Origin of the sequence: Myroides injenensis M09-0166, from assembly GCF_000246945.1 — a bacterium.
GTDB classification, from domain to species: domain Bacteria; phylum Bacteroidota; class Bacteroidia; order Flavobacteriales; family Flavobacteriaceae; genus Flavobacterium; species Flavobacterium injenense.
In genome coordinates, this window is sequence record NZ_BAEX01000111.1 from 1 (window position 1) to 9,689 (window position 9,689).

A 9,689-nucleotide genomic window follows, 5' to 3' on the forward strand; every position below is an offset into this window, starting at 1 on the left:
TTTTTTATAAAGTCACATAGTAGTTCACTTTATTATTAAAAATGATTATTCAACTAGAACTTATATCAACAATATAAATGATTATTTCTATCATTAATACTTTCTGAATATTCCTTCCTGGAAAGGTGTCCATAAGCAACATCTCATTTTAGCTTTTTTAAGACCTGTATTTGCCCAAGTATTACAAGTATACAAGAAACTATAACTGCCTTTTGCCTCGTAAAAAGAATCATTATTTCCATATACTTTATCAGTAACTATAAGGATAGGCTGGTTCTCTACATTGTTTTTTAGGCTTTGTTCTACGTATTGAATTAGACTTTTGTATTGTTCTGCAGAGATTGTAATCTTTTTGCAATCTTTATCTTCTGAAACATCTTTTAAATAGGTAACATGTAATGCTGTTGTTCCCAATCCTAAAGCTGCATTTACTGCAATAGAAGGTTTTACATTGTCCCATGTGTCAACGTTTAAAAAGAAGCCTTTGTCACCCCATCCTATAGCAACATATTTTTGATTGGTGCTTCTACTTTTTGTGTTTTCAAAAGGAAATTTTTTGCTCCAGTCAATATATTCACTTTTAATAGGGAATACGTAATCAGTGTGCATTCCATTAGTGCTGATATACATTGTGACATCATCATTATCAGCTTGTTTTTTATTTAGTGTTATACTAGAAAGTACTCTTGCAAATATAAAATATAACACTATTAGAAGTATAAAACCGCCTACTATATACCCAAGTATTTTACCTATTTTAATTACTGTTGTCATATTTTACTCATTAATACTAAAAAATCGAAATACTTTATCTTGTTTTGATTATATAGTATTCTATTTAGTTTTATAAATGTGTAAATATAGAGCTATTTTAACATATTAGAATCACTATTTTTATTGATTACTTCATAAAAAAAGCACCACTTAATGGTGCTTTTGTCTAATAATTTATTTAATGTTTGCTGGTTTTTTACCTCTGTGTTTCCATCTTTTATGTGTCCAGAAATAATATGCAGGTGCTTCTTTTATTGATATCTCTACTTGCTTTAAGAAACGGTGCATTAAGTCGTAATTAGATACATCTTTAGATTCTTCTCCCTCCTGTAGAAGTGGGATAAAAGTAGCTTGATAATGTCCTCTTTTTATATATTCGACTTTTAGATACATTGGGATCATGTTGAATTTTTTACACAATGCTTCACCACCTGTAAATATAGGAACTTCAATACCCATAAAATCTTGCCAGCAATTAGATTTACTAATCATTGGAGATTGATCACTTACAAAAGCATAGAAACCATGATTCTTATTCACTTCATTTGTACGAATTGTACGAATTGTTTCCTTCATTTCTATAAGTACAGTATTAAATCTAGAGCGAATACGTTTAAAAAGATTATCAAAATAACGATTGTTTATTCTTTTATATACAGCATAACCTTGAAAATTAATGTATTTGTCTAGGATAATTAGCCACTCCCAATTAGCGTAATGCGCACAAAAAAGCAGTACGCTTTTGCCTTGTTTTTCGGCTTCTAATACAACATCAAGGTTAGTGAATTTAAAACGTTTTTTTAATTCTTTTTCTGAGATTGTTATTGTTTTTATCATCTCTAAAAAGATATCACATAAGTGTCTAAAGAATTTACGCTCTACTATTCTTACTTCTTCATCTGTTAAATCAGGTAAGGTGAGCTTAATATTTTCTCTCACCGTTTTCTTTCTATACCCTATAATTTTGTATAACAGAACATAAAAACAGTCTGATACAAAATAAAACAACCAAAAAGGAAGTTTTGAGATAAGCCATAATAAAGGGTAAGCGATTATATATATAATGAATTTCATTCGTTGTCAATTTCTGCAAATATACTTGATTCGTCTATTTTCAACAATTATTAATGTAGTATTATAAACAATGCTTATTTTTAGCAAAAAAATTTATGATGGACGTTTCACCAGTTGTACTAATTATAATGATAGTTACTGGTCTTTTTACTTATCAAGGCCTTAAAGACTTTAATTTTTTTTATAAATATTGTTTTGATGTTAGTCGCATTAAATCAGGAGAAATCTATAGAATTGTATCTTCAGGTTTTCTGCATGTAGATTGGATGCATTTTATGTTCAATATGTTGACACTTTATTTCTTTGGAGATTTAGTGCTTTATGCAGTTGGACCTATTTATTTTCTACTTATTTATTTTGTTAGTATGATAGTAGGAAATATGATTACCTATCAATTCTATCAAAATGTACCAAATTACAGAGCAGTAGGGGCTTCTGGTGCAATAATGGGAATCTTGTATGCCTCTATAATGATGAATCCAGATATGATGTTAGGCGTTTTCTTTATTATCCCAATGCCTAGTTATGTTTTTGCAATATTATATCTACTATATTCTGTTTATGGAATGCGTAAGCAGAGTGACGGAATTGGTCACTCAGCACATATTGGTGGAGCAATAGGAGGATTAGTTTTGATTTTATTAAAGTTTCCGATATTAATATCTAGCCATAGCTGGTTAATAGCTATTATGTTGATACCTATATTAATACTGTTTGTTTTGTATAAAAAAGGGAAGTTGTAGTCAACATAAAAGTGTTAATTATTGTGAATAGAAATCCATGTTTGCATAGACTTTAGATATATTTGTTATACTAACAAAATGAAAAAGGTATGAAAAGAATTTCAGTATTATTCGCAACAATGATTTTAGCTTCGACAGTTTCGATGGCTCAAACGGGTTCATCAACTTATGATGTAACACCACAAATTCAAGTAAGTGGTGTGGGTAAAGTAAATGTAACTCCAGATAGAGTTATTATCCACATTGGAGTAGAAAATAAAGGAGATAGTCCAGTCTCAGCAAAAGAAGAAAATAATAAGGCAATTGCTAAAGTTTTAAAATACATTAAAAGCTTAAAAATTGATGATAAAGATATACAAACGCAACGTGTCAATCTTTATAAGTCAAGTGATTCTAAAATAAGAAAAGATTACTACGTTACGAGTCAAACAATTAAAATTACATTGAGAGACATCGATAAATATGAGCAATTGATGTTAGGAGTGATGGACGCTGGTGTAAATAGGATAGATGGTGTACAGTTTGAATCTTCTAAAGCTGCTTCTTACGAAAATGAGGCTAGAACATTAGCGGTACAAGAAGCTAAACAGAAAGCAACTGATTATGCTAATGCATTAGGTCAAAAAGTAGGAAAAGCTATCCTTGTGAGTGATGGAGGCTCTTATGCACCACCAGTTGTCAGACCTATGTATATGATGAAAAGTGCTGGTATGGGGGCTGACGCAATGGATGAAACATTAGCAGTAGGAGAGATAGAAGTAGTTTCTAATGTATCTATTAGCTTCTCATTAGAATAAGATAAATAGAAAAGTTATATTAAATAGAAAACCTATTACAGATAATAATGCTGTGATAGGTTTTTTTAATTTATTGAGGGATATATATTTTTTGAATAATTTCGTCATATTCTTTATTGACATCACTAGAAAATGTGATACCGCCACCACTTTTGTACACAAAGCCCTCTGTTGTTTTTTCTATAAATCGTATCATTACAGCACTGTCAATGCTTTTGCCGTCATAGATTCCACAAACACCTGTATAGAATTTTCTATTATAGGTTTCGGTATTCTTTATAATATTAACGGTACTTTCTTTTGGTGAGCCAGTGATAGAGCCTGCGGGTAATAATTTATTAAAGATACTACCAATTTCATTGTGCCAAGTACTGGGTAATTCACCACTTATTTCTGAACTCATTTGTAGAATTGGACCTTTTGAAGTTTCAATCCTATCCAAATATTTGAATTTATTGACTTTTACTTTCTTAGCTACAATGTTTAAATCATTGCGAATTAAATCAACAATCGTGTAGTGTTCTGCTGTTTCTTTTTCGTCATTAAGAATTAGCATCTCTGCATTGGGCAGATTAGCATCTATCGTACCCTTCATAGGATAAGAATAGATTTTATTGTCTTTTACTTTGATGAATATCTCTGGTGAAAAACAAACAAACTCATCTCGAAACTTTAATTTATATTTTGCCTTTGATTGCAGGAATACATCAGTTAAATTTCCGTTTATCTCAATGGGTGTTTGAATAGTAAGATTTATTAGATAGGTATTTCCTATAGTAATCTGGTGATGTACTTTATCAAATTGTTTTTGATAATTTTCAAAAGAAATAGGAAAGCTTTTTAAATGAATAGGTGTAAATACAGGTGTTTCAATAGTAATATTAGTGACTCCATTAAAGTTGTATAATATTTCTTTATCATTGACATTCTCTAAGGATTCAATATATGCTTCGTTTTCTGAAAAATCAATAATAAAAAGAAAGGGAATTCTTTTACTTCCCAGTTTATTCATTTTCTCGATAATCGTATCTTTGAGCTTCATTTTAATCCTTAAAATTAGGTGCTAAAAGTACAAAATTGTTTATGAGCAAAAAGAAACAAATTGTTATAATTGATAATCATGATTCCTTCACCTATAATTTATATCAAATTTTTGATGAACATCCATTATGTGATATTACAGTTATTCAGAGTGATAAGGTAGATGTTATGCAATTAGAAAAATATGATCAAATAGTACTTTCGCCAGGACCTGACGTACCTAGTAGTTATCCTATTCTATTTAATATTCTAGATACTTATAAATCTTGTAAGCCTATTTTAGGTGTGTGTTTAGGACATCAAACCATAGGAGAATATTTTGGTGGTAAATTGATTAATTTATCAACTGTATTTCATGGACAACAAAAAACAATCAATATCCTCGACAAGGAGGATGTTTTGTTTAAAGACATTAGTCCAACTACTATTGTAGGACTTTATCACTCTTGGGCAATCGCTAAGGATAGTCTACCCATTGATATTGAAATTACTGCCGTAAGTACTGATGATATCGTAATGGCAATATCGCATAAAATGTATAATATTAAGGGTATTCAGTTCCATCCTGAGTCTTATATGACCAAGGAAGGTGAAAAAATGATAAATAATTGGATAGAACAGTAGAATTATCGTAATAATCGAAAAGTAACATAGAATTTACTAATCTAGAAAATTATAAACTCAAAATTGATTAATACTATTTTTTTTTCGACCTAAAATGATGAAGTTAGAAATTGCAATAAAAACTTACTTCAAAAGAATGACTTATCTTTGCATAACACTTGATATATAAGGGGAAAGAATTGTAAATCTTGTTATCGAACTTCATGTCAATATTGTTATAATTTAGTGTAAAAACTGTAAAAAGAGTGTATTGTTTTATTGTATATTCAATTGGTTTTTATTGTTATTTAAGAGTGAATTGATATCGTTGGCTTTAAAAAGAATTTTCCCTATTATCTAAGTTTAAAAAGTTACTATTTAAAAAAGAAAAGGAAAAGAAAATATGAAAGCAGGGGTTATTCAAGATCCAAGAATCCAAAAGTATTTACCATGGTTAGGAGCATTAGCTATATTTATGCAAGCACTTGACGGGACAATACTTAATACCGGATTACCTTCCATCGCAAGAAGTTTAGGAGAATCACCATTAGAAATGCAAAGTGTAATAGTGTCTTATACGCTCACAGTAGCATTACTTATTCCATTGAGTGGGTGGTTAGCAGATAGATATGGAACAAAGAATATTTTTATAGCGGCAGTTGCCATTTTTACCATTGGATCATTATTCTGTTCTCTGTCGAGAACGTTAGACGAGCTTATTTTATCTCGTATCTTTCAGGCTATAGGAGGTTCTATGATGGTACCAGTTGCAAGGTTAACTTTGTTATATGCCTATCCTAAAAACCAACTATTAAAAGTTATTAATTTCATTACCATACCTGCCTTGATAGGGCCAATGTTAGGGCCTACAGCAGGAGGTTTTTTGGTAGAGAAGTTCTCTTGGCACTGGATTTTTTTAATTAATTTACCAGTAGGTATTATAGCTATTATATTAGCTAAGTCTATAGTTCCTAATTTTACAAATAAAGTAGGTAAGTTTGACTTGTGGGGGTGGATATTATTAAGTGGAGCATTAACAGCGATTACTTTAGTAATTGAAAGATGGAACTCCCCAAATTTGACAGCTTATCATTTAATTGCGATATTGATATTAGCTATACTATTTGTGATAGGGTATATTAAATATGCTAGACGACATGATAATGCTATTATACAATTAAAATTATTTAAAATTACCACATTAAGAATAGGTCTGATAGGTAATCTTCTTACTCGTTTGGGAATTGGGGGAATGCCATTGATGGTACCTTTATTATTGCAGGTAGGGTATGGATATTCTGCTTTCTATGCGGGTTTGATGATGATTCCACAAGCATTTGCCAATTTAATCTCACGTAATTTTGTAGTGCCTATTGTTAAGAAATACGGATATAGAGCTACTTTAGTATCTAATACAATTTTATTAGGACTGTTAATCTCTTGTTTCTTTTTTATTAATGCAAATACACCTTTTTGGGTGATTATTATATTGATGCTATTTAATGGGGCATTTAATGCTGTTCAGTTTACTTCGATGAACACTATTTCACTTGCGGATTTAGATAATGAGACTTCTAGCGAAGGGAATAGTTTATTATCAGTAACTCAACAATTGGCAATTAGTTTAGGTATTTCTGTTTCCGCTATGTTTTTATTGATATTTAAAAACAATGAAATAGGAGTTGCAGACCCTATAGGAGTGTTTAGATATACATTTTTAGTAATGGGTATATTGACTATATTGTCTAGTGCAATCTTTTTAAGACTTGGTAGAGATGCGGGAGCTAGTATGTCTGGTAAGCGTATTTATAAAGAAAGAGAAAAATTAGAACCTAAAGTTTAATAATACAATATGGTTTGAAAAAGTAAAGCCCTAAGAATATTCTTAGGGCTTTACTTTTTAATATTTTTTATTACTATTCGTCTACTTCGTCAAGTACAGGAACGGGTCTTTTACTTTCATTAATAGCGACTAATGTAAATGTTCCAGTAATTGCTTTTTCTCTTCCTTCTCTATACATACTCTCTACAAAAACATCTACACGTACATCTAAACTCGTTCTACCTACGCGTACAACAGTACCGATTAACTCAACTAATGTACCTGCAGGAATGGGATGGTTAAAGTCAACCTTATCACTAGATACTGTAACAATTGGTTTACGACAGAAACGAGTAGCAGTCATAAAAGCAATTTCGTCCATAATATACATTACAGCCCCACCAAACATAGTGTTATGGTGATTTGTCTGCCCAGGAAATACCGCTTTGAATACGTGTGTCTCTGAGTCTTTAATTTTCTTTTGAATGCGTTGTTCTCTATTTGTTAATTGACCTTCCATACCTATATAATATTCTTATTTTAAAACATGACGTTAGATTAAATCTAGTAATTAATATATTCCAAAGTCTATGAGCATTACTTACTTAAAAACTTACATGAATAACATATTAATCTACTCATTTAATGACATGCAAATATAAGTACTATAAATGGTATTGAGTTTAATTATTCTAAAATCTTAAATGTTTTGTAAGTTGAATGACTGTTGATCTTATTAGTTTGTTATGATGTATTTTATTATATAGCTATAGATTCTATTTTTGAAATGACAGTATTTTGCTTGTTTTTAATTATTTACATTTTTATTACTATAATAATATTTAGGTGAAGTAAAGATTAATAGTCATAATCTTCAAAGAACTTTACTTCATTTTTTAAGAACTGTTGTAATTCACCTAACTGATTTTTAATGGTATCATGTGCTCCTTCTAAAACAGTTGTAGAACTACCATCTTTTAGATGAATGGAGAGTCCACTAGAACCACGACCCTTTGCTGGTAATATATTCCAAACTATGAAATAATCAATTTCTTTATTAGCAAACCATATTGCATTTGTATTATCTGCAAATCCTGTAACATTGTTTAAGTCGTCAATCCATATAATTGTTTTGTCATTACTATATGATTTTATTGGTTTAGGCGTGTATCTGATTTTATCATTACTGTGATAATTAGAAGGAGTCTTTAAATTATGGAGTAGAATTAGTGTATGTGATAATTCTACAACATTTTCGTAAACTTTATCTTGTAATAACTCAGGGTAGTGATAATTTGTTTCAATAGTAAGTAAAGTGTAGTTTTCGGTAATAAATCGAAAATCTGGACAATCATAGGAATAATTCAAACCTATTGTTACTTGATCTTTATCGACTTTAAAAGATGAAACTATATAATTATTTGTATAGCTTGCGGTAAGGGTGTCTGGTACGGTTTTGTCAATTGCGTTTTTTAATTCGTAAAAGCTTTTATCTGACCCATCTTCCTTATAGCATTTAGCATAATAAGTTCTTAATGCAACATCTGGTCTAGTATTGTCAATATAAGTACCTAAATTATTGATAATTAAATTGCCAATACGTACTGGATAGGTAATACTTAAATACTGATTATCAATTTTTGTATGATGGCATTTTAGTAATTCGCTTTTAGTTATTGACCATGGGATGAATATTGGAGTAGGTGCTAATATCTCAAAGCCTTTAAAATAATCTTTTTCGCAATCGTTAACAATAGTGTAGCTTTTTTTAAATGTTGTTTTGTATAGACAAAAAAGATTATTTGTTGGATTGTTAATATTACTTAGTGCTTGATAAATATTAAAGTGAAATACTTTGGCTAGTGTATGTATAAGTTCTTCTGAGCCTATACAAGCTAATGATAAATAAAAAGGTTGTCCTTGATAAATATATAATATCGGTTCACTATAATTACTGGTGATTAAATAAATATATTCTATTTCATCAATTCGTATAGGTCTCTCTGTATAGTTAGAAGGCGTGTTATAGATTGCAATTTCAGTACTTGTTACTTTAATGTTGCCTTTATTCTTATCTTCTTTAGGAAATTGGCTACTATCATTTGATAAACTCATAGTGATGGTGTTTGTAATTATAAAAGTAAGGTGGGTAATATTACCTACTGTACATTTTCAGTATAAGGTAAGTATTCTAGGACTTAAAACTAAGTTTGTCGAGTAGTTTTGTTTATAAGTTCTAATTGCTAAGATATGAACGTTTTACGATTATCTGAAAATAGCTATTGATCTAATTGTTTTTTTTGTACAAAAGTCTTTTTGAATAGAAGTGCCTAAAATGATTCTTGGAATTATTGATTCCTCCTGTGTCATTATCACTATAGAGGATATGATTTTTTCAACAATGCGCCAACAGTTCTTCAAGATTCCTTCAACAAATAGCCCTCTATATGGAGCAATCATGGGGAAGTGTTGAAGAAGTGTTGAAGGATTTAGCTCTAATGCTTATGAATAGAGGCTTTGACAGGTGTTGTAATTTTAACCAAATAAATTATTTTTAGACTAATGTGTTGTAATGTAGTTAGATACGGTTTTTAGGTCTAAAAAAAGTGAGGTGTTTTTTTTATTCTGCTCAGATAATTAAAATATCTATTTAAACTCTCATAAGCTATTGATATATAGGGAATCTATTCGCTATAGAAATCTATTTTTTACATAAATAATCCATTTACTAATGCTGAAATATCCTTATCAGGATTGTTTTTTAATGCTGATACTGGTTTTGATAATGTAGTTTGATGAGGTGTCTTAATTATTTACTCTTTTTTATTACTTACT

The 9,689-nt window shown here is 29.9% G+C and carries 9 protein-coding genes; 4 read left to right on the forward strand and 5 right to left on the reverse strand.

Going from position 1 to position 9,689, the window contains the following annotated elements; all coding sequences use genetic code 11:
• Positions 1 to 93 precede the first annotated feature (93 nt).
• Both RH98_RS13865 and RH98_RS13870 read right to left on the reverse strand, forming a co-directional pair.
• Entirely contained in the window at positions 94 to 774 is a 681-nt protein-coding gene (locus RH98_RS13865) for a TIGR02117 family protein (RefSeq protein WP_010256198.1), read from the reverse strand.
• 174 nt (positions 775 to 948) lie between these two features.
• Complete coding sequence (locus RH98_RS13870) at positions 949 to 1,848, reverse strand: lysophospholipid acyltransferase family protein (protein WP_010256200.1); 900 nt, start codon at positions 1,846 to 1,848, stop codon at positions 949 to 951.
• Between the two features lie 98 nt (positions 1,849 to 1,946).
• On the opposite strand from RH98_RS13870, the gene RH98_RS13875 reads away from it, so the two are divergent.
• Positions 1,947 to 2,591, forward strand: coding sequence for a rhomboid family intramembrane serine protease (locus RH98_RS13875; protein ID WP_026038916.1), 645 nt, complete (start codon positions 1,947 to 1,949; stop codon positions 2,589 to 2,591).
• Positions 2,592 to 2,680: 89 nt separating this feature from the next.
• Positions 2,681 to 3,388, forward strand: coding sequence for an SIMPL domain-containing protein (locus RH98_RS13880; protein WP_010256207.1), 708 nt, complete (start codon positions 2,681 to 2,683; stop codon positions 3,386 to 3,388).
• Positions 3,389 to 3,458: 70 nt separating this feature from the next.
• Here RH98_RS13880 and RH98_RS13885 read toward each other — a convergent pair whose 3' ends face one another.
• The gene (locus RH98_RS13885) at positions 3,459 to 4,430 is read right to left on the reverse strand and encodes an aminodeoxychorismate synthase component I (protein WP_010256211.1); all 972 of its coding nucleotides are present in this window, start codon (positions 4,428 to 4,430) and stop codon (positions 3,459 to 3,461) included.
• A gap of 41 nt (positions 4,431 to 4,471) precedes the next feature.
• On the opposite strand from RH98_RS13885, the gene RH98_RS13890 reads away from it, so the two are divergent.
• Together RH98_RS13890 and mdtD are read left to right on the forward strand one after the other, a co-directional pair.
• Complete coding sequence (locus tag RH98_RS13890) at positions 4,472 to 5,053, forward strand: anthranilate synthase component II (protein WP_010256214.1); 582 nt, start codon at positions 4,472 to 4,474, stop codon at positions 5,051 to 5,053.
• 382 nt (positions 5,054 to 5,435) lie between these two features.
• The gene (mdtD, locus tag RH98_RS13895; protein WP_010256216.1) at positions 5,436 to 6,875 is read left to right on the forward strand and encodes a multidrug transporter subunit MdtD; all 1,440 of its coding nucleotides are present in this window, start codon (positions 5,436 to 5,438) and stop codon (positions 6,873 to 6,875) included.
• Positions 6,876 to 6,948: 73 nt separating this feature from the next.
• On the opposite strand, the gene RH98_RS13900 is transcribed toward mdtD, so the two are convergent.
• Positions 6,949 to 7,374 carry an acyl-CoA thioesterase gene (locus tag RH98_RS13900; protein WP_010256218.1) on the reverse strand — a complete coding sequence of 142 codons (426 nt, stop codon included), beginning with the start codon at positions 7,372 to 7,374 and terminating at the stop codon, positions 6,949 to 6,951.
• A 338-nt stretch (positions 7,375 to 7,712) separates the two neighbouring features.
• On the reverse strand, positions 7,713 to 8,969 hold the full coding sequence (locus tag RH98_RS13905; protein ID WP_010256221.1) for a hypothetical protein: 1,257 nt from the start codon (positions 8,967 to 8,969) through the stop codon (positions 7,713 to 7,715).
• Positions 8,970 to 9,689: the final 720 nt, after the last annotated feature.

Coding starts and splice junctions, on each gene's coding strand:
- RH98_RS13865 (WP_010256198.1), bottom strand. CDS start 774: ATGACAACAGTAATTAAAATAGGTAAAATACTTGGGTATATAGTAGGC.
- RH98_RS13885 (WP_010256211.1), bottom strand. CDS start 4,430: ATGAAGCTCAAAGATACGATTATCGAGAAAATGAATAAACTGGGAAGT.
- RH98_RS13880 (WP_010256207.1), top strand. CDS start 2,681: ATGAAAAGAATTTCAGTATTATTCGCAACAATGATTTTAGCTTCGACA.
- RH98_RS13875 (WP_026038916.1), top strand. CDS start 1,947: ATGGACGTTTCACCAGTTGTACTAATTATAATGATAGTTACTGGTCTT.
- RH98_RS13900 (WP_010256218.1), bottom strand. CDS start 7,374: ATGGAAGGTCAATTAACAAATAGAGAACAACGCATTCAAAAGAAAATT.
- RH98_RS13870 (WP_010256200.1), bottom strand. CDS start 1,848: ATGAAATTCATTATATATATAATCGCTTACCCTTTATTATGGCTTATC.
- mdtD (WP_010256216.1), top strand. CDS start 5,436: ATGAAAGCAGGGGTTATTCAAGATCCAAGAATCCAAAAGTATTTACCA.
- RH98_RS13905 (WP_010256221.1), bottom strand. CDS start 8,969: ATGAGTTTATCAAATGATAGTAGCCAATTTCCTAAAGAAGATAAGAAT.
- RH98_RS13890 (WP_010256214.1), top strand. CDS start 4,472: ATGAGCAAAAAGAAACAAATTGTTATAATTGATAATCATGATTCCTTC.